22 protein-coding genes are annotated in these 21,332 nt (G+C 64.2%); 11 read left to right on the forward strand and 11 right to left on the reverse strand.

The window, feature by feature from the left end; genetic code table 11:
* Positions 1-142: 142 nt before the first annotated feature.
* The 5 genes from prpB (at position 143) to B4N44_RS17765 (ending at position 7,305) form a co-directional block, all read left to right on the forward strand.
* Entirely contained in the window at positions 143-1,027 is an 885-nt protein-coding gene (prpB, locus tag B4N44_RS17745; protein ID WP_296703755.1) for a methylisocitrate lyase, read from the forward strand.
* 111 nt (positions 1,028-1,138) lie between these two features.
* Positions 1,139-2,293, forward strand: coding sequence for a bifunctional 2-methylcitrate synthase/citrate synthase (gene prpC, locus B4N44_RS17750; RefSeq protein WP_296703758.1), 1,155 nt, complete (start codon positions 1,139-1,141; stop codon positions 2,291-2,293).
* A 185-nt stretch (positions 2,294-2,478) separates the two neighbouring features.
* Positions 2,479-5,085 (forward strand): Fe/S-dependent 2-methylisocitrate dehydratase AcnD, encoded by a 2,607-nt coding sequence (acnD, locus tag B4N44_RS17755; protein ID WP_296703762.1) that lies wholly within the window; start codon positions 2,479-2,481, stop codon positions 5,083-5,085.
* Positions 5,086-5,161: 76 nt separating this feature from the next.
* Entirely contained in the window at positions 5,162-6,355 is a 1,194-nt protein-coding gene (gene prpF / locus B4N44_RS17760) for a 2-methylaconitate cis-trans isomerase PrpF (RefSeq protein ID WP_296703764.1), read from the forward strand.
* Positions 6,356-6,564: 209 nt separating this feature from the next.
* The gene (locus B4N44_RS17765; protein WP_296703766.1) at positions 6,565-7,305 is read left to right on the forward strand and encodes a sulfite exporter TauE/SafE family protein; all 741 of its coding nucleotides are present in this window, start codon (positions 6,565-6,567) and stop codon (positions 7,303-7,305) included.
* Positions 7,306-7,398: 93 nt separating this feature from the next.
* Here B4N44_RS17765 and B4N44_RS17770 read toward each other — a convergent pair whose 3' ends face one another.
* Together B4N44_RS17770 and B4N44_RS17775 are read right to left on the reverse strand one after the other, a co-directional pair.
* Positions 7,399-7,533: a hypothetical protein gene (locus tag B4N44_RS17770; RefSeq protein ID WP_296703769.1), complete on the reverse strand. Its 135-nt coding sequence runs from the start codon at positions 7,531-7,533 to the stop codon at positions 7,399-7,401.
* 121 nt (positions 7,534-7,654) lie between these two features.
* Positions 7,655-8,425: a spermidine synthase gene (locus B4N44_RS17775; protein ID WP_296703772.1), complete on the reverse strand. Its 771-nt coding sequence runs from the start codon at positions 8,423-8,425 to the stop codon at positions 7,655-7,657.
* Positions 8,426-8,708: 283 nt separating this feature from the next.
* Here B4N44_RS17775 and B4N44_RS17780 point away from each other — a divergent pair, with 283 nt between their 5' ends.
* On the forward strand, positions 8,709-9,701 hold the full coding sequence (locus B4N44_RS17780) for a hypothetical protein (RefSeq protein WP_296703775.1): 993 nt from the start codon (positions 8,709-8,711) through the stop codon (positions 9,699-9,701).
* Positions 9,702-9,736: 35 nt separating this feature from the next.
* A complete protein-coding gene (locus B4N44_RS17785; protein ID WP_296703778.1) occupies positions 9,737-10,354 on the forward strand; it encodes a YqiA/YcfP family alpha/beta fold hydrolase in 618 nt (205 codons plus the stop codon).
* Between the two features lie 15 nt (positions 10,355-10,369).
* Here B4N44_RS17785 and B4N44_RS17790 read toward each other — a convergent pair whose 3' ends face one another.
* On the reverse strand, positions 10,370-11,575 hold the full coding sequence (locus B4N44_RS17790; RefSeq protein ID WP_296703780.1) for a TraB/GumN family protein: 1,206 nt from the start codon (positions 11,573-11,575) through the stop codon (positions 10,370-10,372).
* A gap of 221 nt (positions 11,576-11,796) precedes the next feature.
* Here B4N44_RS17790 and B4N44_RS17795 point away from each other — a divergent pair, with 221 nt between their 5' ends.
* A complete protein-coding gene (locus tag B4N44_RS17795; protein ID WP_296703782.1) occupies positions 11,797-12,213 on the forward strand; it encodes a hypothetical protein in 417 nt (138 codons plus the stop codon).
* An 8-nt stretch (positions 12,214-12,221) separates the two neighbouring features.
* Positions 12,222-13,289, forward strand: coding sequence for an AI-2E family transporter (locus B4N44_RS17800; RefSeq protein ID WP_296703784.1), 1,068 nt, complete (start codon positions 12,222-12,224; stop codon positions 13,287-13,289).
* A 130-nt stretch (positions 13,290-13,419) separates the two neighbouring features.
* Here the strand turns inward: B4N44_RS17800 and B4N44_RS17805 are convergent, their stop codons facing one another.
* Both B4N44_RS17805 and B4N44_RS17810 read right to left on the reverse strand, forming a co-directional pair.
* On the reverse strand, positions 13,420-13,746 hold the full coding sequence (locus tag B4N44_RS17805) for a DMT family transporter (protein WP_296703787.1): 327 nt from the start codon (positions 13,744-13,746) through the stop codon (positions 13,420-13,422).
* Positions 13,747-13,913: 167 nt separating this feature from the next.
* Positions 13,914-14,327 carry a hypothetical protein gene (locus B4N44_RS17810; RefSeq protein ID WP_296703790.1) on the reverse strand — a complete coding sequence of 138 codons (414 nt, stop codon included), beginning with the start codon at positions 14,325-14,327 and terminating at the stop codon, positions 13,914-13,916.
* A gap of 219 nt (positions 14,328-14,546) precedes the next feature.
* On the opposite strand from B4N44_RS17810, the gene B4N44_RS17815 reads away from it, so the two are divergent.
* A complete protein-coding gene (locus tag B4N44_RS17815; RefSeq protein WP_296703793.1) occupies positions 14,547-14,861 on the forward strand; it encodes a DUF3301 domain-containing protein in 315 nt (104 codons plus the stop codon).
* Between the two features lie 178 nt (positions 14,862-15,039).
* Here B4N44_RS17815 and B4N44_RS17820 read toward each other — a convergent pair whose 3' ends face one another.
* The 6 genes from B4N44_RS17820 to B4N44_RS17845 all read right to left on the reverse strand — a co-directional run bounded on the left by B4N44_RS17820 (position 15,040) and on the right by B4N44_RS17845 (position 19,923).
* Entirely contained in the window at positions 15,040-15,546 is a 507-nt protein-coding gene (locus B4N44_RS17820) for a ClpXP protease specificity-enhancing factor (RefSeq protein WP_296703795.1), read from the reverse strand.
* 32 nt (positions 15,547-15,578) lie between these two features.
* On the reverse strand, positions 15,579-16,214 hold the full coding sequence (sspA, locus tag B4N44_RS17825) for a stringent starvation protein SspA (RefSeq protein ID WP_296703798.1): 636 nt from the start codon (positions 16,212-16,214) through the stop codon (positions 15,579-15,581).
* Between the two features lie 215 nt (positions 16,215-16,429).
* Positions 16,430-17,158 (reverse strand): cytochrome c1, encoded by a 729-nt coding sequence (locus B4N44_RS17830; protein WP_296703800.1) that lies wholly within the window; start codon positions 17,156-17,158, stop codon positions 16,430-16,432.
* The gene (locus B4N44_RS17835; RefSeq protein ID WP_296703804.1) at positions 17,155-18,399 is read right to left on the reverse strand and encodes a cytochrome b; all 1,245 of its coding nucleotides are present in this window, start codon (positions 18,397-18,399) and stop codon (positions 17,155-17,157) included. Before B4N44_RS17835 ends, B4N44_RS17830 begins: the two co-directional genes overlap by 4 nt.
* Positions 18,399-18,992 carry a ubiquinol-cytochrome c reductase iron-sulfur subunit gene (gene petA, locus B4N44_RS17840; RefSeq protein ID WP_296703808.1) on the reverse strand — a complete coding sequence of 198 codons (594 nt, stop codon included), beginning with the start codon at positions 18,990-18,992 and terminating at the stop codon, positions 18,399-18,401. The genes B4N44_RS17835 and petA overlap by 1 nt, the downstream gene beginning before the upstream one ends.
* 178 nt (positions 18,993-19,170) lie before the next feature.
* Complete coding sequence (locus B4N44_RS17845; protein WP_296703811.1) at positions 19,171-19,923, reverse strand: Nif3-like dinuclear metal center hexameric protein; 753 nt, start codon at positions 19,921-19,923, stop codon at positions 19,171-19,173.
* A 247-nt stretch (positions 19,924-20,170) separates the two neighbouring features.
* Between B4N44_RS17845 and B4N44_RS17850 the strand changes: the two genes are divergently transcribed.
* The gene (locus B4N44_RS17850) at positions 20,171-21,313 is read left to right on the forward strand and encodes a S1C family serine protease (RefSeq protein WP_296703812.1); all 1,143 of its coding nucleotides are present in this window, start codon (positions 20,171-20,173) and stop codon (positions 21,311-21,313) included.
* The last annotated feature ends 19 nt before the right edge of the window (positions 21,314-21,332 follow it).

Genomic DNA, 21,332 nt, shown 5'->3' on the forward strand with positions numbered 1-21,332 from the left:
GCTGAGGCACGACGCTAATCACCATATATTTTTTAATCACCTAAACCGCGCCTGCTCCAGCGGTCGTCAAGTCTGCCGGGGCCGATCCCATCCAAAAACACCGTATACCGCGCCAGGCGCGGTTTAGAAGGAGATGACACGCATGACCGAAACACTGACACCCGGCGCCCGTCTTCGGCTTGCCGTCAAAGAGGAGCATCCTCTGCAGGTGGTCGGCGCCGTCAACGCCTATCACGCCATGATGGCCGAGCGCACCGGCTATCGGGCGCTCTATCTCTCGGGCGGCGGTGTCGCGGCCTGCTCCTTCGGGATCCCCGATCTGGGGATGACCAGCCTGGACAACGTGCTGGAGGACGTACGCCGGATCACCGATGCCACCGCACTGCCCCTCCTGGTCGACGCCGACACCGGCTGGGGCGGCGCCTTCAACATCGCCCGCACCGTCCGACTGATGAATCGAGCCGGCGCGGCCGGATGCCATATCGAGGACCAGGTCGCGGCCAAGCGCTGCGGTCATCGCCCCGGCAAGGCGATCGTCTCCAAGGAGGAGATGGTCGATCGGATCAAGGCCGCCGTCGATGCGCGCACCGACGATTTCGTCATCATGGCCCGCACCGACGCCTTGGCCGTCGAGGGGATCGACTCGGCCATCGAGCGCGCGGTCGCTTGCGTGGAGGCCGGCGCCGACATGATCTTTCCCGAAGCCATGACCGAGTTGGCCCAGTACGAGCAGTTCATCGCTGCGGTGAAGGTCCCGGTCCTGGCCAACATCACCGAGTTCGGCTCCACACCGCTCTTCACGACGACCGAGCTGGGCAAGGCAGGCGTCTCGCTGGTGCTTTACCCGCTGTCGGCCTTCCGCGCCATGAACCTGGCCGCCCTCAAGGTCTACGAGGCGATCCGCCGCGACGGCACCCAGGCCGCCGTGGTCGATACCATGCAGACCCGCATGGATCTCTACGATTTCCTGAACTACCACGGCTTCGAGCAGAAGCTCGACGAGCTGTTTACGCAAGGCAAAGATTGAGGCATGCCGGGGGGTAGCTGTTTGCGTTGAGCGAACAGACAGGGAAGGTCAAAGGGAAAAGGCTAAAGGCCAAACGACGACAACCGCATCACATCGATCGAGGAGAATACGATGGCCGAAAACCAAGAGAGCCAACTGCCGAAACCGAAGAAGTCGGTTGCCCTGTCCGGTACCGCCGCGGGCAACACCGCCGTCTGCACCGTCGGGCGCACCGGCAACGATCTGCATTATCGCGGCTACGACATCCTCGATTTCGCCGACCAAGCCGAGTTCGAAGAGATCGCTTATCTGCTGATCCACGGGCATCTGCCGACATCCGCGGAGCTGGCCTCCTACAAGCGCAAGCTGCGCTCGCTGCGCGGTCTGCCCGCCGCACTCAAGACCGCCCTGGAGCAGATCCCGCCCTCGGCACATCCGATGGACGTGATGCGCACCGGTGCCTCCCTGCTCGGCACGCTGGAGCCCGAGAAGGACAGCATGCCGGTCGCCGCCGCCCGCGACATCGGCGATCGCCTGGTCGCCAGCTTCGGCTCCATGCTGCTCTATTGGTATCACTTCGCGCACAACGGCCGGCGCATCGAGGTCGAAACGGACGACGAGTCGGTCGGCGGACACTTCCTGCACCTGCTGCGCGGCAAGACGCCCTCGGCCGAGTGGGTGCGCGCCATGCACACCTCGCTGATCCTCTACGCCGAGCATGAGTTCAATGCCTCGACCTTCGCCGCACGCGTGGTCGCCGGCACCAACTCGGACATCTACTCGGCCGTCACGGGCGCGATCGGCGCACTGCGCGGCCCCAAGCACGGCGGCGCGAACGAGGCCGCCTGCGAGATCCAGAGCCGCTATTTCAGCGCCGACGAGGCCGAGGCGGACATCCGCGAGCGGGTCGGGCGCAAGGAGATCATCATCGGCTTCGGTCACCCGGTCTACACCACCGGCGACCCGCGCAACGAGGTCATCAAGACGGTCGCTCGTCGTCTGTCCCAATCCAACGAAGACATGCGCATGTTCGAGATCGCAGACCGCCTCGAAACCGTCATGTGGGACATCAAAAAGATGTTCCCGAACCTCGACTGGTTCTCGGCGGTGTCCTACGCGCAGATGGGCGTTCCGACCCCTTTGTTTACGCCGATCTTCGTCATCTCGCGGACCACCGGCTGGGTGGCACACGTCATCGAGCAGCGCATCGACGCCAAGATTATTCGCCCGAGCGCCAACTATGTCGGTCCGGAGAATCTGAGCTGGGTACCGATCGAGAAGCGGTGAGCGGCCGGACGTCGGGTCAAAGGTCAAAGGTCAAAGGTCAAAGGTTAAAGGTTAAAGGTCCAGATCGGAACGCCGAGGCTCGCAGGCTTGCGGGCTTCGCGCCTTCTTCGTCGCACCATGACATCGCCACACGCGCTACTGGGCGTTTCCGACGACATTTTCTTTCACAAAACAGTGGACCGATCATGAACAGCGCCTATCGCAAGCCCCTGCCCGGAACCGCTCTGGACTATTTCGACGCCCGGGCCGCCGTCGATGCCATTCAGCCCGGCGCCTACGCCAGGCTGCCGTACACCTCGCGCGTGCTCGCCGAGAACCTGGTGCGCCGCTGCGATCCGGCCAATCTCGCCGATGCACTCGGGCAGCTCATCGCGCGCCGTCAAGATCTGGACTTCCCCTGGTACCCGGCCCGTGTGGTCTGCCACGACATCCTCGGCCAGACCGCCCTGGTCGATCTGGCGGGGCTGCGCGACGCCATCGCCGAGAAGGGCGGCGACCCGGCACAGGTGAACCCGGTGGTGCCGACCCAGCTGATCGTCGATCACTCGCTGGCCGTGGAGTACGGCGGATTCGACGCGGATGCCTTCGCGAAGAACCGCGCCATCGAAGACCGGCGCAACGAAGACCGCTTCCACTTCATCGAGTGGACCAAGACCGCGTTCAAGAATGTCGACGTGATCCCGGCCGGCAACGGCATCATGCACCAGATCAACCTGGAGAAGATGTCTCCGGTGATCCAGGCCCGCGACGGCGTCGCCTTCCCGGATACCTGCGTGGGGACCGACAGCCATACCCCGCACGTCGATGCGCTCGGCGTGATCGCCGTCGGTGTCGGGGGCCTGGAGGCCGAGACCGTGATGCTGGGCCGCGCCTCCATGATGCGCCTGCCCGACATCATCGGCGTGCGCCTGACCGGCAAGCGTCCGCCGGGCATCACCGCCACCGACATCGTGCTGGCCCTGACCGAGTTCCTGCGCAAGGAGCGCGTGGTGGGTGCCTATGTCGAGTTCTTCGGCGAGGGTGCCGCCAGCCTCACGATCGGCGACCGCGCCACCATCTCCAACATGTGTCCGGAGTATGGCGCGACCGCGTCCATGTTCTACATCGACCGTCAGACCATCGACTATCTGACGCTGACCGGCCGCGAGCCCGAGCAGGTCGCACTGGTCGAGACCTATGCCAAAACCACCGGCCTCTGGGCCGATGCGCTGGTCGGCGCCGAATACGAGCGCGTGCTGGAGTTCGATCTGTCCAGCGTCGAGCGCAACATGGCCGGCCCGTCCAACCCGCATCGTCGGCTGCCGACCCGCGCACTGCACGAGCGCGGCATCGCGGTGGATCTGGACAAGGCGCTGGCCGAAGAGAAGGAAGGTCTGATGCCTGACGGCGCGGTGATCATCGCCGCCATCACCAGCTGCACCAATACCAGCAACCCGCGCAACGTGGTCGCCGCCGGTCTGGTGGCCAAGAAGGCCAACGCACTGGGTCTGACGCGCAAGCCCTGGGTGAAGACCTCCTTCGCACCCGGCTCCAAGGTCGCCAAGTTGTATCTGGAAGAGGCTGGCCTGCTGGCCGAGATGGAACGGCTCGGCTTCGGCATCGTCGGCTACGCCTGCACCACCTGCAACGGCATGTCCGGCGCACTGGATCCGAAGATCCAGCAGGAGATCATCGACCGCGACCTCTTCGCCACCGCCGTGCTCTCGGGCAACCGCAACTTCGACGGCCGCATCCACCCCTATGCCAAGCAGGCCTTCCTGGCCTCGCCGCCGCTGGTGGTGGCCTACGCCATCGCCGGTACGGTGCGGTTCGACATCGAGCAGGATGCGCTGGGCCATGACCCGCAGGGCAACCCCATCACCCTGAAGGACCTATGGCCGAGCGACGAGGAGATCGACGCCATCGTCTCGACCTGCGTGAAGCCGGAGCAGTTCAAGCAGGTCTATCTACCGATGTTCGATCTGGGCATCGTGCAGGAGGCCAAGAGTCCGCTCTACGACTGGCGCCCGCAGAGTACCTACATCCGCCGCCCGCCCTACTGGGAGGGCGCGCTGGCCGGTGAGCGGACACTGAAGGGCATGCGCCCGCTGGCGGTCCTGCCGGACAACATCACCACAGACCATCTGTCCCCGTCGAACGCCATCCTGGCCGACAGCGCGGCCGGCGAATATCTCGCCAAGATGGGCCTGCCGGAGGAGGACTTTAACTCCTACGCCACCCACCGCGGCGACCACCTCACCGCCCAGCGCGCCACCTTCGCCAACCCGCAACTGGTCAACGAGATGGCCATCGTCGACGGCCAGGTCAAGAAGGGCTCGCTGACCCGCGTCGAGCCGGACGGGAAGGTCATGCGCATGTGGGAAGCGATCGAGACCTACATGGGCCGCAAGCAGCCGCTGATCATCATCGCCGGTGCCGACTACGGCCAGGGCTCGTCGCGCGACTGGGCCGCCAAGGGTGTCCGTCTGGCCGGGGTGGAGGTGATCGTCGCCGAGGGCTTCGAGCGCATCCACCGCACCAACCTGGTCGGCATGGGCGTGCTGCCGCTGGAGTTCAAGCCCGGCGTCGACCGCAAGACGCTCGGCATCGACGGCAGCGAGACCTACGACGTGCTCGGCGAGCGCACGCCGCGCGCCACCCTGACCCTGATGATCACGCGCAAGAACGGCGAGCGCGTGGAGGTGCCGGTCACCTGTCGCATCGATACCGCCGAAGAGCTGGCGATCTACGAGGCCGGCGGCGTCCTGCAGCGCTTCGCTCAAGACTTCCTGGAATCCTGCAAGGCGGCCTGAAAAAAGCCCCTCTCCCCCGACCCCTCTCACGCGAGGGGAGAGGGGAGTGAATCGATCAATTTCAGAGATCAATTGAATGTCCTACCTACCCCAGATCCGCATCCCCGCCACCTACATGCGTGGCGGCACCAGCAAGGGCGTCTTCTTCCGACTGCAAGACCTGCCCGAGGCCGCCCAGGTGCCGGGCGCGGCGCGCGATGCCCTGCTGCTGCGGGTCATCGGCAGCCCGGACCCCTACGGCAAGCAGATCGACGGCATGGGCGGGGCGACCTCCAGCACCAGCAAGACGGTCATCCTGTCCAAGAGCAGCCGGCCGGGCCACGACGTCGATTATCTGTTCGGCCAGGTGTCCATCGACACGGCCTTCGTCGACTGGAGCGGCAACTGCGGCAATCTCTCCGCCGCGGTCGGCTCCTTCGCCATCAGCGCCGACCTGATCGATGCCGATCGGCTGCCGAAGGACGGCATGGCGAGGGTGCGCGTCTGGCAGGCCAACATCGGCAAGACCATCATCGCGCATGTGCCCATGACCGACGGCGCCGTGCAGGAGACGGGTGATTTCGAACTCGACGGCGTGACCTTCCCGGCCGCCGAGGTGCAGTTGGAGTTCCTGGATCCGGCCGACGAGGGCGACGGCGAGGGCGGCGGATCCATGTTCCCGACCGGCAACCTGGTCGATCACCTCGAGGTGCCGGGGGTCGGTACGCTCGAGGCCACCATGATCAATGCCGGTATCCCGACCGTTTTCGTGAACGCGACGGCGATCGGCTACACCGGCACCGAGTTGCAGGATGCCATCAACGGCAATGCCGACGCCTTAAGCTTGTTCGAAACCATCCGTGCCTATGGCGCGCTGCGGATGGGCCTCATCAAGGATGTCGCCGAGGCGGCAAGCCGCCAGCACACGCCCAAGGTCGCCTTCGTCGCCCCGCCTGCGGATTACGTCTCCTCCAGCGGAAAGCCGGTCGCCGCAGGAGACATCGATCTGTGCGTGCGCGCACTCTCCATGGGCAAGCTGCACCACGCCATGATGGGCACGGCCGCGGTGGCGATCGGCACGGCTGCGGCCATCCCCGGCACACTGGTCAATCTGGCTGCCGGGGGAGGAGAGCGCACCTCAGTGTGTTTCGGTCATCCCTCGGGCACACTGCGCGTCGGCGCCGAGGCCCGTCAGGTCAATGGCGACTGGACCGTGACCAAAGCCATCATGAGCCGCAGCGCCCGGGTGCTGATGGAAGGCTGGGTGCGGGTGCCCGGGGATGCCTTTTAACCGGGATCCGACAGTTGACCGCTTCGTCAAGCGTCCCGGTCCGTTCGCGATCCTCCGCCTCCTGCGAGCCGGAGGATCGACACCGATGTCCTCCTCGTCTCTCATGAGACGATTCGCCCGGCACCCGCCGGGCTTTTTTGCCCGGGGAAACCACGCGACCTGATTTCAGCTGCACGCAGAGGCGGCTACCGCAGGAGACGATCGGCATCTTGGACACATTCGCACTGATCGATCTGGCCGCGATCGGGGTCCTCCTGATCGCCGCCTTCGTGCACGGCGCCTTCGGGTTCGGATTCCCGCTGGTCGCTACGCCGCTGCTCGTGCTCGTCATGGACATGCGCGCGGCCGTGCTCCTGACGCTCATCCCGACCATCGCCATCAATCTGGTCAGTATCGCCACCGAGCGACGCTGGCTCGAAGCACTGCGCCGATTCTGGCCCATCCCGGTCTTTACGATGATCGGCAGCCTGATCGGCACGCGGGTCCTGCTGAGCGTCGACCCGGAGCCTTTTAGGCTCCTGTTGGCCCTGGTGTTGATCATCTTCCTGATCCTGCAACGCAAGCGCGCCGCTGGAGCGGAGCATCGGATCCCGCACTGGGGGCTGGCATTGCTGGGATTGGGGATGGGCCTCTTGGCCGGGCTGGTGAACGTCTTCTCGCCCATCGTGGTCGCCTTCGCGCTCTACACCCGGATGCATCCGGGTCTGATGGTCGCAACCTTCAACCTGAGCTTCATCACAAGCAAGAGCGGTCAACTGACGGGATTCGCGCTCCAGGACGCATTGGATCCGACCATCATCCAGCTCGCGCTCCTCGCACTGCCCGCCGTACTGGTCGTGTTGTGGATCGGTATTCGGGTGCGCCGCCGGCTCGATCAAGTGACCTATCGGCGCTGGTTGAACCGGGCGCTGTGGGCGATCGCCCTTGTGTTGATTCTTGACTCCGTCTGACGCCGACGGCACCGGCGAGCGACAGGCCCACGGCATCGACGCCGCGTGCGCTGTTGCCCCGGGTCGAGATCGGTGCCGATCCGGCTCGGCAGGTTACTTGGGACCCTTATTGGTGAAGGACTGGAATGTCTCGACGACACGCTCCTGCATATCCTTGGCCCAAGGCGGCTGCGGCCAATTCCAGCCGATGACGATTCCGATGGCGAGTGCAATAAGAACGGCGAACATCTGGTCTCCTCCAGCATGATTGAGGGAATGTCGAAACCACACAGGCTGCGGACCCACCATCACAAAAAATGTGTGGCTTTAGCCCCTTTTGCGATCGGCCGAATCGAAACCGCAACGCCGCTCAGTGCGGCTGCTCCGGACGAAAGCCGAGGATCTGCAACAGCACGCCCGTCACGGCGCCGCCGAGCATTCCGCCGAGGAATCCGGACGGAACAACGCTCAGGATCTGATTCGCGGAATCCTGCGCGTTGCTGCTCAACAGGGTCGAGGTCGTGCCGCCGACGATCCACACGCTGGCCCCGACCACGGCGGCGATCAGTCCAGCGACCACGGGGGCCGACAAGACCGCCGGAAACCAGCGTGCGCTGTACGCGACCAACCAGCGTTCCGAGACCTGGAAGAAGGTCCCGACCAATGCCACCACCCCCGCCGAGAGCACGAACATGCTGAACCGGCTGCCGAGCGAATCAAACATGAGCGCCATGATGCCGCCAGCCAAGACGCCGGCAATCAGGCCCGTTAGCGTCTCGGCAAGCGGCCGCCCTCCGCCGGTGATCATCCAGGCGTAGAAAATGCCGGCGATGACCCCGCCCGCACCCGCCGTCCCGGCGATCCATCGCAGCTCCACGGTCTGGCCGCTGACGATTAAATAACCGATGGACGCCAGAACGCCGGCCATGGCACCCATCAGCGCGACCGGCATTGCGCTGTAGAAGGCCGATGTCGTCATCGCCGCTGCCGCCGCCGCGATCACCAAAGGCTGCCAGCCTGTCAGCCCCAGAACAGCGAGGACCTGGTAGAGACCGCCGAACAAGGCGCCGAACAGCGCCCCCGCGAGACCCCAGATGAAGAGTGTCGTAATGATGGATGCAATCTTGTCCTTCGCTCGCATATCACCTCGGTGAAACGGTTCGATCTTGTTCTTGAAATCACACGGGACCCCTCATCGCGACGGCGACCTACCGGACGACACCTGGATGGATACGGTCATTGCGTGCGCAGCCGAGAACGCCACTATAGTCCAGTGGCGCCCGAGGTCATAGGCTCGCTGCCGAACCGGCACGGCAGAGTTCGCGATCGCGTCCCGGAGACGCCGGATCATCGAGGATCAAGATTGCGCACCCGGCGGAAAACCGGTATCACTCCACTTTCCCGCCCAGGACCTCGACCCAGGCATGCCCACACAACCCAAAAACGGCGCGCGGCGCATCATCCTCGACGAGGAGCGCGTCTTTTACGACGGCTACTGGATCAAGTCCTACAAGCCGCCCGGCGATACGCTCGAGACCAAACGACGCCTGATCCAAGCGCTCACCCGACGTTTGTTCAATCACGTCGAGCACGGCATCAACATCCCGGGCTCCCGGCTGGAGGAGGCGCGCGCGGCCTATACCTCGGAAACCGATCCGGAGCGCAAGCGGGTCAACGGGGCCATGCTGGCAGGCGCGCTCTTCAACCGGGCCGCGGATATCTTCACTTGCCTCGTCGACCTGCAATCCGCCGGGGTCGAGATCGGCCCCGACAGCAGCCTGATGCGCGACTGCGGAGATTGCCTGCTCGAAGCCTTGGAGCTCGGAAAGATGGTCCGGCATCGCAGCGGCGACGAGGGGATCGACGAGCTCTGGGGCGAGCCGTTCAAGGCATTCTCGATGACCATCGAGGACTTCTACGACAGCCGTTACCTCAAGATCGCGATGACCATGCGCGATATCGATCACATCGCGACGGTACTGAAGGACACCTTTGCGTGCAGTTGCCAGATGACCGACATCGACCCGAAGATCGACGCCTTGGCCGACGCAGCCAAACGCAAGTGCGAGATCCTGCGTACCGACCCGGCGATTTTCGATGTCTGGCCGACCTTCGCGGTCGCGATGGATCGACTCGCTCGAATGGCCCCGGTGCTGCCCTGCGACGCGAGCGCCACGGCCACGCGCGAGGCGATGGACGCTGTCGCACTGTTGCGTGACGGAACCGAGCTGATCGGCTCCATCGTACGCGCACGGGTGCCGATGCCCAAAAGCACGCTTGAATTTATCGATCGCTGCGCTCTGTTTAGGCTGAATTTTTTCGGTTCTCCTTCGAGCCCGACCGACGCCCAGACCGAGCGCCTCCCGCCCGCATCATACCGGGAAGACCGCCTCGAGGTGCATGAGCGAGCGCTTTGAGGCAGTTCACCCGGCGCCGCGAAGACACAGACGACATGCTCGTATATATCCACGGACTCAACAGCTCGAGCCGATCCTTCAAGGCCAATCGCCTTCGCGAGCGCTTGGCCCCGCATCCGGTCGTCGCCGTCGACTACCCGGCGCACCGCCCGGCGGATGCCGTCGCCGTGTTATCGGACTTCTTCGCCAGGCTTCTCGGGCAGCACGAAGGCATCGCACCCGCCGTGGTCGGGAGTTCCATGGGCGGCTTCTACAGCCAATACCTGGCCCGCCGATTTCGATTCTCGCATCTGTACATGATCAATCCGGCACTCACACCCTGGAGCCTGTTCCGAGCACACATCGGCGAGATCATGACCACGGCCCACGGTGAGCACTATCGGGTCACCGAGGACCTGATCGAGAACACCCGACCCTACGGCATTGCGGATCCCTGCGACGACACGCCGAGCACCCTGTTCCTGGAGCGCGGCGACGAGGTCATCGATGCCCGTATCGCCGAGCGCATCTATACCGGATGCGGCCGCCTCATGGTCTGGGAAGGGGGAGATCACGCGTTTCAGCATCTCGACGATGCGATCGAAACGATCCGGGACCATCTCGACGGCCTCGAGCGGAACAGTGCCTCGATGCCGGCCGGCGCGCCTTTGTGATCTAACGGCAAGACGTCAGGGGACTCCGACACGAAACAACTGATCCACAATATGAAAGCCCGCGACGTAGGTGCCGATCCCGGAGCCGAGGGTACTGAAGAGAAACACCAGAAAGACCCGGGCGACACGGTTGTGCCACCAGCCGCGCAAGGTCACGACGTCCAGACGCAGCCGGCCGAAATCCGATACTCGGGGTTTGCGCATCGAAAGCTCGACCGCACCCGTCACCATACCGGCACCGATGGTCGGATTCAGCGATGTCAGCGGCGCGGCGAGAAACGCCGCAACCACCGTCAGGGGGTGTCCGCCGGCCAACAAGGCGCCCAAGGCGGAAAGCCCCCCGTTGATGAGGACCCAGGCGGCGACCAGCCCCCACCCCAAGCTGGTGCTCTGCGAAAAGCCGAAGGCGAAACCACCCAGGATCAGGGCGACCAGGCCCCACGACAGGATGCGCGGCCAACGGCTCGGCGGCGGGATCTCCTCGAGCGCTCGCGTGACCGCGGCGGGGTCGGTGGCGTCCGTCTCCAACGCCTCGGCGATGCCCTTGAGGTGTCCGGCACCCACGACGGCCAAGACCCGTTTCACGCCGGCCCGCGCAGGCTCGCTGCGCAGCTTCGCAGCCATGTAGCGGTCGCGCTCCTCGATCAGGGGCACGAACAAATCCCGCCGATCGTGGGCAAACTCGGCAAATGTCGTCTCCAGGACGTCACCCTCCTTGAGCCGCTCGATCTCCTCCTCGCTGACCTTCTCCGAGGTCAGCATCGCGGCCAAGAGCCCCGTGAACAGCGTGTAACGCTTCCACCAGCCGAGATTGGCCGAGATGCGTTTCAGGGTGACGCCGATCTCCCGATCGATCAACAGGACCGGAAGACCCATCTCTTTGGCGACACGGACCGCGGCGCGCTGCTCCGCACCGGGCTCGATCCCGAACTGATCGGCCAAACGTTGCTGGTAGGCCGACAAGGCGAGATTCGCGACCACCATGTAGACGCGCCGCTGGCGGATGACCGAAAAGAGGTCCATCTCCGACAGCGACTTGGGATCCATCAAGGCGCTGAAACGACTGCGACACAGCTCCACCGCCACCGCGTCGTAATCCCCGCTCTGCAACAGGGCGCGGACCTCTTCCTCGCTGGCGCGCGAAACGTGGGCGGTTCCGAGAAGTGTGAGTCGCACATCGGCAACAGCGATCTCGCGTTTCGGCTCGATGGATTCAGGCATTGCTTTTAAGGATCGATCAGGGGCAGTCGAATCGGTCCTGAATGATACCGCAGATCCAGGTGTGTGCCCCGGCGTTGGTCGCGCCCGGGGGCTTGGCTTATCATCCTCGGATGATGCACACCCACGCAAGATCGATCCCCGGGGGCGCGATGGCTCAACCGAAAGGTTCAAGGCACCGGCCGCAAGCGCCCGGGCAAACGAGGCGCTCGAGCGCACTGATCATGCTTGCAGTGCTCCTGACAGGCCTATCGGGCGTCGGCTGCGCAGTCGTCGAGAAGGACCGTCGCGCCGTCGCACTCCAAGCCGCCACCAACGGCTATCAATCCGCACTGCGCTGGGGTTACGACGAGACGGTGCTCGGGTTCCTGCATCCGGATCAACGCAAGACCGGGGAGCTCCCGGAGGTCTTCGCGGAGCTGCGCGTGACAGGCTACGACGTGACCCAGCCGCCGGTCATCCAGGCCGACGGGAGCGCCAATCAGGTGGTCGTCATCGACTACCTGTTCGAGGACGCCCAAGTCGTCAAACAGCTCACCGACCGACAGGTCTGGCGGTGGGACGCGGCGACCAACACCTGGTGGCTGCACTCGGGCCTACCCCGGTTTGCAGCCCCCGGAACGCACCGCGTAGCCCGATAGCGCGGCGCATGGGCCCCGTTCCTCTCTTCGGCCCCGCCACCCGCGTCCTGATCACCGCAGCGGCCTTCATTGTCGTTGTCGCCGGGATGCGGGCGGCGTCGTCCTTGGTCACGCCCTTTCTGCTCGCCGTCTTTATCGCCGTGATCGCAACACCGCCACTGCGCGCGCTGCGCAGTCGGGGGGTGCCGAACTGGGCCGCGATGCTGCTGGTCGTCCTGGCGATCGCCGGTCTCGGCAGCGTACTCGCGATCCTGGTCGCGGGGTCGCTTGACGGTTTCAGGGCCAGCCTCCCGGAGTACCAGGATCGCCTCAAGCTGCTCGTCGACGACCTTGCACGATGGCTCGACGGCGTCGGCCTGCATACCTCGCGGGAAGCCCTGCAAACCTATGTCGATCCCGCACGCGTCTTGGGGATGGCGGGAGACCTGGTGTCGGGACTCAGCGGCGTGCTCGCCAATGCCTTTCTCATCCTGCTGACCGTGGTCTTCATCCTGCTCGAAGCAGCCGGGTTGCCGGCCAAGCTGCGGGCCGCAGTCACCTCGCCCGAGACATCGACCGAACGGATGCATGTCGTCCTCGACAGCATCAACCGCTATATGGGCATCAAGAGCCTGACCAGCGCGGGCACCGGCCTCGTGATCTGGGCGTGGCTGACGATCCTCGGGGTGGACTATGCGGTCCTCTGGGCCTTGACCGCCTTTCTGCTGAATTTCGTCCCCACGATCGGCTCCATCCTGGCCGCGATTCCGGCGATGTTGCTCGCACTCGTTCAGATCGACCTTCAGAGTGCACTGCTTGTTGCGGTGGGCTATTTGGTGGTGAACACCTTGGTCGGGAGCATCCTGGAGCCGAAAATCATGGGACACGGGCTCGGCCTCTCCACCTTAGTGGTCTTCGTCTCGTTGGTGTTCTGGGGATGGGTTCTCGGACCGGTCGGCATGTTTCTGTCCGTGCCCCTGACCATGTCGCTGAAGATCGCGCTGGACGCCAACCCCCAGACCCGTCCGATCGCGATCATGCTGGGGCCCGAGATCAGAGAGCCACCTCGAAACCGCCCGATCGGCCCTTCCGATTGATGGCGCCCGCAGGTGCCCTCGGCGAGGCGACGGAGCCGCGGAATACCTTAAACCGCGCAGACTTCGACGATCGGCAAGTCTGCCGGGGCCGATCCCATCCAACAACATCGCATGGGACGCTCAGCGCGGTTTAAGGCCCGGAAACCAGCTTCAACCCGACGATGCCGAGCACGATCATTCCGACGAAGACAAAGCGCAGCAGGGTGGCCGGCTCGGCGAAGAGGACGATTCCGATGGCAAAGGCCCCGACGGCACCGATCCCCGTCCAGACGGCATAGGCGGTTCCCATCGGAATGCTTTTCTGCGCGACGAGCAAGCAGGCGCCGCTCGCCACGATGCAAAAGACGGCGAATCCGATCCAGCCCCAACGCAGGCCGTCATCCGTCATCCCGAGTTTCAAGCCGACGGGCCAACCCCATTCAAAGATACCGGCAACGACGAGATAGAGCCAAGCCATGAGCGATCCGGACCGACATATCTCCACACGAGGGTGCGGCGATCGCCGAGTCTCGAGTGATGGTGAATGAAACAAGCCGCCCCCGGAACGACATCGGGGCGGCTTTCTCGCGACGAAGGCGAGCACGCGTGAGTACGCCGCCCGGACGGGTGGGACGCACCGGCGGCTTAGGCGTGAGAGAACATGGCCTCCAATCGCTCGATCTCGGCACGCAATGCGGCGGAGTGTGAATCCTTCATGGCCGACAGCCGATCCATCAGCTCACGCGCCATCTCCTCCTTGTCCTTCGCAATGAAGCCCTTGACCTGATCGATCATCTCCTTGGCTTCCTTATCGGCGCGATCATGCACCGACTCGGCGCGCTTGATCGCCGAAACCGCCGCCTCCGAGGCCGCATCCTTGGTTTTGCTCGCCGTCTCGCCGACAGGATCCTTGGCCGCCTCGAGCGCTTGCTCGAGCATTCTCGACTCCTCTGCGGGCGGCGCGGCGGCCTCTTCGACCGGCGCTTGGTCCTGCCCGCAGGCGACCAGAACCATGGCCGCAGATGACACCATGACGGCCGATAAAATGCGCCTCTTCATCTCGGTCGCTCCGTTGTTGTCGACGGGCAGACAGTATACTCAAGCGGCCGGCGCGCACGCAGCTGCTTGGACCGCTTGCCGCCTCGACCGCGCACCTTTCAGGCATGCGCAGACCGGGCCGGGAAGCCGGGCACGGAGGATAAGGCGGCGCGTGCGCTGTCCGGTCATCGCGAGCGCGTCGTCACGCATGCCGCCCGTTACACTTGAGGAGCTGTTTGAATGAGCAATCTGCTCGCCGTCTTTTTTCTGCTCTTGCTTGGCTGGTTCTGGCTCGACACCATGCGTGCGCGCGAGATCGCGACCGAGATCTGCAAGACCGCCTGTCGTCAACGCGAGCTGCAGTTTCTGGATCAAACGGTCGCCCTGCGACGACTCGGCCTGGCCTGGCGGTCGGAAGGTTTGAGGCTACGCCGCGTCTATCGTTTCGACTTCAGCGAAGAGGGCGTCGGACGCCGCAGCGGTTATCTGGTGATGCGGGGCATGACGCTCGAGGATCTGAGTTTCGGTTTACCCACACAGGCGCAGGACGCGTGAACCGCGCCGGAAAAGCAACACACCGCCCGCACAGTGAGTCGGGGCGTCGCGTTCACCGAAAAGGCCGCAGCGGACGCGGTTCAGAGTGTTGGGGGGCTGCCGGTTACAGCCGCGGCACGAAGACGACGGATGTGCGAACCGGGTTGTGGCGGTCGCAGGGCAAAGTCGCGATGAAAGCTTACTTGACGACCTTCAGCGTCGGACCGCCACCCTTTCCTTTTCCCTTGCCTGAAGGCGCCTTTGGCCCTTGCGGCCCCCGGGGTTCCGGGGGACTCTGGATGCCGAGAGGCCGACCGAGCGATCGTGGTTTGCCGCGCTTCTCCTCGACCCGCGCGGCGGGGTCCAACTCCGGCTCGGGCTCGCCGGGAAGCGGATAAGCCAGCTCAGGGAAGACCATCCCCTGACCGTTCTCGCGCGTGAAGATCCCCAGCACCGCTTCGACGGGAAAGTAAACGTCGCGAGCCACACCGCCGAAACGCGCGTTGAACTCGATCTGCTCGTTTCCCAGGACCAGAGCGCGCACCGCGCTCGGCGACAGGTTGAGCACCAAACGCTCGTCTTCGACGAACTCCCTCGGTGCCTGCACGCCCGGATAACGGACATCCACCACCAAATGCGGCGTCATATCGTTGTCCAGGATCCACTCGTAGATCGCCCGGATCAGATAAGGCTTCGTCGATGTCATGGTGTGGGTCTCGCTCTGCACCGTGGCGTCCATCAGGACAGGTCCGCGATCATCTCCTTCTCGGCCTCGGTGAGGCTCTTGCGGAAGGCGTCGCAGGCAAAGATGCGTCGCATGTAAACCCGCAACGCCTCGGCCTGGGGCGGCAGCTCGATACCCAGAACCGGCAGCCGCCAAAGGAGCGGCGCGATGCAGCAGTCGACTAGAGAGAACTCGTCGTTCATGAAGAAGGTATGGGCACCGAAGACCGGCGCGGTCACGACCAAGCTCTCGCGCAATTCCTTGCGTGCCTGCTCCGCCTCCTCCGGACTTCCCAGGCGAATCCGCCTCATCAGGGTGTACCAATCGTGATCGATGCGATACATGAACAGCCGGGCGCTGGCACGCGAAACAGGGTCGACGGGCAACAACGGAGGGTGAGGGAAGCGCTCGTCGAGATACTCCATGATGATGCGCGACTCGTAGAGCCGCAGATCCCGATCGACAAGCGTCGGGACGGTCCCGTAAGGGTTGAAGTCCATCACCTCGGCCGGCAGGTCGTTCGCATCGACATCGACCACGTCGACCGCGATGCCCTTCTCGGCGAGCACCATCCGAACACGGTGGCAATAGGGACAGGTGGGATCGGAAAATAGCGTCATCACGGATCGTCTACTCGCAGCCACAGCCATTCTTCCCTTCTACAGCATGTGGACAAAGCCCGGTCGAGCCCGAGGAACAGGTATCGCCGACCATCCGGGTCAGCAGCCTTGAGCATTGCGCTCGTCAGTAGAGCTGTGAATCGGGCGGTTCGGGCCGAAAGCAACTGCTTTCGGCCCGAACCGTCGAACCGAGAGGACAGGCACCGACCCCGACGAATCGAGGCCGATGCGGTTCACGGCATCCGTTAGTGGACGTCTTTCCAGTATTCCTTCTTCAGCGCAAAGGCCACGATAAAGAAGAGCCCGAGGAACAGCAGGACATAGATACCCATCCGCCGCCGTTCCATTTGGCTCGGCTCGCCGGCGTAGGTCAGGAACGCGGTGATATCTCGCACCATGGTGTCGTATTCGTCGGGGGCCAGAGCTCCGGGCTGCGCAAGCTTCACGCCGGCGATCGTCGGTTCATGACCCTCGTGCTCCTCCACGACCGCTTCCTGCACACCCTGCAGATCACCCAAAACGTGAGGCATGCCCACCAAGGGGAAGACCACATTGTTCACGCCGTAAGGCCGCGAAGGATCGGCGTAGTAGCTCTTCAAGTAGGTGTAAACCCAGTCCGGACTCCGCCAGCGTGTCACCAAGGTGAGGTCGGGAACCGCCGTGCCGAACCAGACCTCGCCGTCGGCGGGCCGCATCGAGTTCTTCATCATGTCGGTCGGCTGGGCGTCACCGAACAGAAGGTTCTCGCGCAGTGACTTATCGTCGATTCCCAGATCGTCCGCCATACGTGAATAGCGCATATGGCTGAGTGAATGACACGCCATGCAGTAGTTGACGAAATACTTCGCCCCGCGCTGGAGAGAGGCCTGATCGTTCAGATCGATGTCGGCCTTCTCCAACTCGACATGGCCGCCCGCGGCGAAGCCCACGGCGGGCAGCAACAGAACCAAGGTGGCAATGATCAGCTTTCTCATGAGGTCACCCTCTCCGGAACGGGCTTGGTCTTGTCGATCGAGCTGTAGATCGGCATCAGCAGGAAGTAGGCGAAATAGATGGCCGTGAAAATCTGGGACAACAGGGTCAGTAAGGGATCGACCGGTTGCAGTCCGAGCCAGGCCAGCACGATAAAGGAGATCGCGAACAGCCCCGTCATGACCTTGAAGATCGGACCCTTGTAGCGCATCGACTTGACCTTGCTACGGTCCAGCCACGGCAGTGCGAAGAGGATCAGGATCGCAGCGAACATCACGACCACGCCCGGGAACTGGGATCCATACATCGGCGGCACCGCCCGCAACATCGCGTAGTAAGGCGTGAAATACCATACCGGAGCGATATGCTCGGGTGTCTGGAAGGGGTTGGCCGGCTGGAAGTTCGGCGCCTCGATGAAGAGTCCGCCCATGGTCGGGGCGTAGAAGACGATGGCCGAGAAAATCGCGAGGAACACGACCACGCCGACCAGATCCTTCACCGTGTAGTAGGGATGGAAGGGGATTCCGTCCGCGGGCGCCTTGTCGCTCCAGCGGTTACCCTTCGGGCCAGCCTTGATCTCGACACCGTCCGGGTTGTTGGAGCCGACATGGTGGAGTGCAACGATGTGCAGGAACACCAAGGCCGCCAAGACGAACGGCAAGAGGAAATGGAAGGCGAAGAAGCGATTGAGCGTCGTATCCGAGATGACATAGTCACCGCGCACCCAGACCGCGAGATCGTCGCCGACGACCGGAACGGCCGCGAACAGATTCACGATGACCTGTGCACCCCAGAACGACATCTGCCCCCAGGGCAGCAGATAGCCGAAGAAGGCGGTCGCCATCATCGCCAGATAGATCACGACACCGATGATCCAGAGCAGCTCGCGCGGTTTGCGGTAGGAGCCCCACAGCAAGGCGCGGAACATGTGTAGATAAATGACGATAAAGAAGGCGGATGCGCCCGTGGAATGGATGTAGCGAATCAACCACCCCCACTCGACGTCGCGCATGATGTATTCGACCGAGGCGAATGCCTCCGCGGCCGACGGCTTGTAGCTCATCGCCAGCCAGAGGCCGGAGACGATCTGAATCACCAGCGTTAAGATTGCCAGCGAGCCGAAAAACGACCAGAAGTTGAGGTTCTTCGGGGCGTAATACTCGGAAAGGTGTGCCTTCCAGGTCTCCGTCAGCGGGAATCGCTTATCGATCCAGCTGAGGTTCTCGGACTTTTCTGCGCTCATCAAGCCGCTCCTCGATCCTCACCGACCAAGATGGTGGTGTCGTTGATGTAGGTATGCACGGGAATCACCAGATTTGTAGGGGCCGGAACGCCCTTGTACACCCGGCCGGCAAGGTCGAATCTGGAGCCGTGGCAGGGACAGAAGAATCCGCCACGCCACTGCGCCCCGAGATCGTCAGGGGCAAACTCCGGCCGGAAGGTCGGAGAGCAGCCCAAGTGCGTACAGATCCCGATCACGACGAAGTACTGCTCCTTGATGGAGCGCGTCGCATTCCGGCAATACTCCGGCTGCTGCGGCACTTCGGATGCCGGATCGACCATTTGGCCGTCCAGTGTCGGCAGTGCCTCGAGCATTTCCGGTGTACGGCTGACGACCCAGACCGGTTTACTGCGCCATTTGACGCGCAGGATCGCGCCCGGTTCCAGTTGGCTGATGTCGGCCTCGACCGGCGCACCCGCGGCACGTGCCTTGGCGCTCGGGTTCATCGACGCAATGAATGGGACGAGGGCGAAGCCGGCTCCGACGGCTCCGACCACGCTGGTCGCGGCGACAAGCACACGCCGCCTGGTTTTGTTCACGCCTTGTGCGCTCATAAGCCACTAACCCCCGGCTGGCGCGAGCCCCATGGACAGCTTATCGGCTGGCGGCTCACGCATGGTCATGAAAGGAAGATCAGAATATGCCGATAATCTACAAAATCGACCGGGCATTGTCTTGTATTCCGGTCGAATCGGTCAAGGCAAAGCGGCCGAACCCCGAGCTGCTCTCGGCCTAGGCCGGATTGTCGATCTCGATGAAGCGATGCTCGAGCCCGAACTGTTCGGCGAGATGCGCACCGAGGACCTGAACCCCGTAGCGCTCGGTCGCGTGATGTCCGGCCGCGATGAAGGCGATCCCGAGCTCGCGCGCCGCGTGGGTCGTTTGCTCCGAGATCTCTCCGCTCACGTAAGCATCGACGCCGAGCGCGGCAGCCTGCTCGATGTAGCCCTGCCCGCCGCCGGTACACCAAGCGATCCGCTCGATCCGCTCGCGGCCCGCGGCGATCAAGGTCGCCGGGCGTCCCAAGCGCTCCGAGACCTGAGCAGCGAAGGCTTCCGGCGAGCATCCGAGGGCTAGGCGCCCGGACCACAAGAGTCCTCGGCGATTCTCGACGGGCTCGGCATCGACCCATCCGAGGTGCGCAGCCAAGGCTGCGTTGTTGCCCACCTGCGGATGCGCATCGAGCGGAAGATGATACGCGATCAGGCTGGCCCCGGCCTTGAATAATCTCCTTGCGCGCCGTCCTTTTATCCCGACGAGACAGGGCGCCTCGCCCTTCCAGAACCACCCGTGGTGGACCAGAATTGAATCCGCGCCCCATGCAATCGCGGCCTCGATCAACGCTGCGCTCGCCGTCACGCCGCTGGCCAGACGCGTTATCGGACGCTCTCCTTCGACCTGCAAGCCGTTCGGCGCGTAGTCGTCGAAATGACCCGAGTCAAGAAAACGATCGCAATAGGCGACCAACGAAAGAGGATCGACCATGCTCGAGCTCCTGCTGCAGCCGGGGTTTCCCGCGCGACCGATGATCGGGACTCCGGAATCGGCGGTGCAGCGGCAATCCGGCGATCCGCATCCGCGCCGCAGTCGCAAGGGTTTCCGCGGAGGTCACCGCCGAATCGACGCAAACGCCCGAGACGCGAAGATTTTGGTTTAGACTCACGGGAGGACGAATGGCCGATCGCGCGGCTCCGTCGTCGGACTCATGCCAAGACCCCATAGTTTATATCGGATGATCAAGACAGGTCCAACCACCCTTCTGATCGCGGCGGTGATCGGCGGGGCAGCAGGTTCCGCATTCACGCTCGTGCTGGCCCCGCCCTTGCCGGCCCCGTCGGGATCGGGCGCATCGCTGCACCACGATACCGTGGACGCGGCGCCGCACCTGCGCGACGACCTGCCGACCTTTGCCGGGGCGGTGTCGCGCATCGCGCCGGCCGTCGTGAGCATCTTCGCGACACAGACCGAGCGCGGGCCGCCGCGCCCGACCTTGCCGTCCTATCCGGGGCTCCACCATGGACCGCCCGGGGCAGCCGCCTCACGCACCGGACTCGGCTCGGGGGTGATCCTTTCGCCCGACGGATACATCCTGACCAACCGCCATGTCGTGCAGGACGCCGATCGTATCCGCGCCGTGCTTGCCGACGGGCGCTCGCTCGAGCTCGCGCTCGTCGGCGTCGATGCGGAGACCGACCTCGCCGTGCTCAAGGCCGATGCGCAGGGTCTGCCCACCGCACCGATCGGCAACTCCCGGAGCCTGCGCGTGGGCGACCTGGCGCTGGCGATCGGCAATCCCTTCGGGGTCGGTCAGACCGTCACCATGGGGATCGTCGGCGCAACCGGGCGCGGCGAGCTGGGCATCACCGACATCGAGAGCTTCATCCAGACCGATGCCGCCATCAATCCGGGCAACTCGGGCGGCGCGCTCGTGAACGCGCAAGGCGAGCTCGTCGGCATCAACACCGCCATCTTCACCGAAACCGGAACGGCCCAAGGGGTTGGTTTCGCCATCCCTGCGGAGATTGCGATCGATGTGGCACACGCGCTCGCCTCGCAGGGCCAGGTCACGCGCGGATGGATCGGCCTGAGCGGGCGCAGCATGACCCCGGAGCTGGCCGAATCATTCGGTTTGCGCGCGGGACACGGGGTGCTGGTCGCATCGACTCTGCGTGACGGCCCGGCGGCGCAGGCCGGTCTGCGTCCGGGTGACGTGGTGACCCGAATCGACAACCGGGACGTCGCCACGGTGCAGGATCTGCTCGACGCGGTCGCCGGCGCCGGCCCCAATGCGGCCTTGAGCCTGGAGGTCTGGCGCGGCAGCGAGCGCATCCTCACGCGCGCCACCACCGACACCCGTCCGCCGCCCGCCGAGTGATCCGACTGCGGCGGCCCCT

Origin of the sequence: Thiocapsa sp. UBA6158 (assembly GCF_002423035.1) — a bacterium.
GTDB lineage: Bacteria > Pseudomonadota > Gammaproteobacteria > Chromatiales > Chromatiaceae > Thiocapsa.

Excerpts from the sequence above, each read along its gene's own strand:
- B4N44_RS17800 (WP_296703784.1), top strand. The coding sequence starts at position 12,222 with ATGGGCCCCGTTCCTCTCTTCGGCCCCGCCACCCGCGTCCTGATCACC.
- B4N44_RS17790 (WP_296703780.1), bottom strand. The coding sequence starts at position 11,575 with ATGCCTGAATCCATCGAGCCGAAACGCGAGATCGCTGTTGCCGATGTG.
- B4N44_RS17795 (WP_296703782.1), top strand. The coding sequence starts at position 11,797 with ATGCTTGCAGTGCTCCTGACAGGCCTATCGGGCGTCGGCTGCGCAGTC.
- B4N44_RS17805 (WP_296703787.1), bottom strand. The coding sequence starts at position 13,746 with ATGGCTTGGCTCTATCTCGTCGTTGCCGGTATCTTTGAATGGGGTTGG.
- B4N44_RS17785 (WP_296703778.1), top strand. The coding sequence starts at position 9,737 with ATGCTCGTATATATCCACGGACTCAACAGCTCGAGCCGATCCTTCAAG.
- B4N44_RS17775 (WP_296703772.1), bottom strand. The coding sequence starts at position 8,425 with ATGCGAGCGAAGGACAAGATTGCATCCATCATTACGACACTCTTCATC.
- B4N44_RS17835 (WP_296703804.1), bottom strand. The coding sequence starts at position 18,399 with ATGAGCGCAGAAAAGTCCGAGAACCTCAGCTGGATCGATAAGCGATTC.
- B4N44_RS17780 (WP_296703775.1), top strand. The coding sequence starts at position 8,709 with ATGCCCACACAACCCAAAAACGGCGCGCGGCGCATCATCCTCGACGAG.
- prpF (WP_296703764.1), top strand. The coding sequence starts at position 5,162 with ATGTCCTACCTACCCCAGATCCGCATCCCCGCCACCTACATGCGTGGC.
- B4N44_RS17850 (WP_296703812.1), top strand. The coding sequence starts at position 20,171 with ATGATCAAGACAGGTCCAACCACCCTTCTGATCGCGGCGGTGATCGGC.
- B4N44_RS17845 (WP_296703811.1), bottom strand. The coding sequence starts at position 19,923 with ATGGTCGATCCTCTTTCGTTGGTCGCCTATTGCGATCGTTTTCTTGAC.
- B4N44_RS17810 (WP_296703790.1), bottom strand. The coding sequence starts at position 14,327 with ATGAAGAGGCGCATTTTATCGGCCGTCATGGTGTCATCTGCGGCCATG.
- B4N44_RS17830 (WP_296703800.1), bottom strand. The coding sequence starts at position 17,158 with ATGAGAAAGCTGATCATTGCCACCTTGGTTCTGTTGCTGCCCGCCGTG.
- sspA (WP_296703798.1), bottom strand. The coding sequence starts at position 16,214 with ATGGCTGTGGCTGCGAGTAGACGATCCGTGATGACGCTATTTTCCGAT.
- B4N44_RS17820 (WP_296703795.1), bottom strand. The coding sequence starts at position 15,546 with ATGACATCGACGAAGCCTTATCTGATCCGGGCGATCTACGAGTGGATC.
- acnD (WP_296703762.1), top strand. The coding sequence starts at position 2,479 with ATGAACAGCGCCTATCGCAAGCCCCTGCCCGGAACCGCTCTGGACTAT.
- petA (WP_296703808.1), bottom strand. The coding sequence starts at position 18,992 with ATGAGCGCACAAGGCGTGAACAAAACCAGGCGGCGTGTGCTTGTCGCC.
- B4N44_RS17815 (WP_296703793.1), top strand. The coding sequence starts at position 14,547 with ATGAGCAATCTGCTCGCCGTCTTTTTTCTGCTCTTGCTTGGCTGGTTC.
- B4N44_RS17770 (WP_296703769.1), bottom strand. The coding sequence starts at position 7,533 with ATGTTCGCCGTTCTTATTGCACTCGCCATCGGAATCGTCATCGGCTGG.
- prpB (WP_296703755.1), top strand. The coding sequence starts at position 143 with ATGACCGAAACACTGACACCCGGCGCCCGTCTTCGGCTTGCCGTCAAA.
- prpC (WP_296703758.1), top strand. The coding sequence starts at position 1,139 with ATGGCCGAAAACCAAGAGAGCCAACTGCCGAAACCGAAGAAGTCGGTT.